The sequence below is a fragment of the Actinomycetota bacterium genome, assembly GCA_040905475.1.
Classification (GTDB): Bacteria; Actinomycetota; AC-67; order AC-67; family AC-67; genus DATFGK01.
This window is the reverse complement of the sequence record JBBDRM010000143.1, coordinates 1-1,282: the sequence shown is the minus strand read 5'-3', so window position 1 is coordinate 1,282 and position 1,282 is coordinate 1. Positions and strand designations below refer to the sequence as shown.

Annotated in this window: 2 protein-coding genes; both read right to left on the bottom strand. The window is 72.1% G+C overall.

Annotated features, from left to right (window positions below; translation table 11 throughout):
* Nucleotides 1-127: 127 nt before the first annotated feature.
* The gene (locus WEB06_18050; GenBank protein MEX2557519.1) at nucleotides 128-898 is read right to left on the bottom strand and encodes an SDR family oxidoreductase; all 771 of its coding nucleotides are present in this window, start codon (nucleotides 896-898) and stop codon (nucleotides 128-130) included.
* The coding region (locus WEB06_18045; protein MEX2557518.1) for a cytochrome P450 at nucleotides 895-1,282 on the bottom strand (388 nt) is incomplete at its 5' end. The genes WEB06_18050 and WEB06_18045, both read right to left, overlap by 4 nt.

Sequence of the window (1,282 nt, the reverse complement as noted above, 5' to 3'; positions counted from 1 at the left end):
CCGACCTCGCCGCATTCCTCCCGGACGCGGCGCATGAGGCCGATCGGGTCGCGGCGTAGCTCCTCGAGGTGCCCGTTCTCCGCGTCGGCTCCGGAGACGAGCGGCGGCGGTTTCAGCATGGTGGTGCTCACGAGGCGCCTCCTTCGGGCTGGAGATCGACGAGGGTGATGTGCGTACCGCGCGGCGTCGCGACGATGTGCGCGATCACGGCGGCGACGTCGGCGGGGCGCAGAAGGTTGCCGTGCCGCAAGACGCCCCAGCGCTTGAAGTCGCCGACCATGCCGCCGATCTGCTGGGGGTCCCAGCGCGTCCCCATCTCGGTGAGCGTCGGGCCGGGCCGCACGATCGAAGTGCGCACTCCGGTGCCTTCGAGCTCCATCTGCATCACGCGCGCGAGGCCCTCGAGGCCCCATTTCGACGAGACGTAGGAGGCGACGCCGGGCCAGGGCACGCGCACCGAGTCGGAGGTGACGAACACGACGTCGCCGCGGCCACGCTCGACCATCGGCGGCACGAGCATCGACGCGAGCCGCTGAGCGCCGAGCAGGTTGATCTCGACCGTGCGCGCGAACTCGGCGGGGTCGGTTCCGGCTGCGGTGCCCGGCCACGACTCGCCGGCGTTCGAGACGAGCACCTCGACCGGACCGAAGGCCTTCTCGGCTGCGGCCACGAAGTCCTTCGCGGAGCCCTCGTCGGCGACGTCGAGCGGCAGCGCGACCGCTTCCCCGCCGGCCTCTTCGATCTCGGCCGCGATGGATCCGCATCGTTCGACGCGGCGCGCGCCGAGCACGACCGGATGCCCGGCGGCGGCGAGTGAGCGCGCGATCGCCTCGCCGATCCCCGACGAGGCGCCGGTCACGACGGCGGGACGACGGTCCGGGTGCACGGGGAACCTCATCGGAGGGTCACCGTCGTTGGAAGGGATTCGAAGCCGCGAACGTTGACCGAGTGGACGCGCTTGGCGCTCGGCGCGTCGATGTCGTAGTCGCCGACGCGGCGGACGAGCTCGCCCAGCGCGACGCGCGCCTCGAGCCGCGCCAGCGGCGCGCCGAGGCAGAAGTGGCGCGCGACGCCGAAGCTCACCATCTCGCTCGTGTCGCGGCCGAGGTCGTAGCGATCGGGCTCGGGGAAGACACGCGGGTCGCGGTTGGCGGCGCCGATGAGGAGCAGAGCGCGACCGCCGGCCGGGATGCGAACGCCGTGGAGCTCGACGTCTTTGGTCACGGTGCGGGCGAGCATCTGAGACGAGCCGTCGAAGCGAAGGGTCTCGTCGATCCAGCTC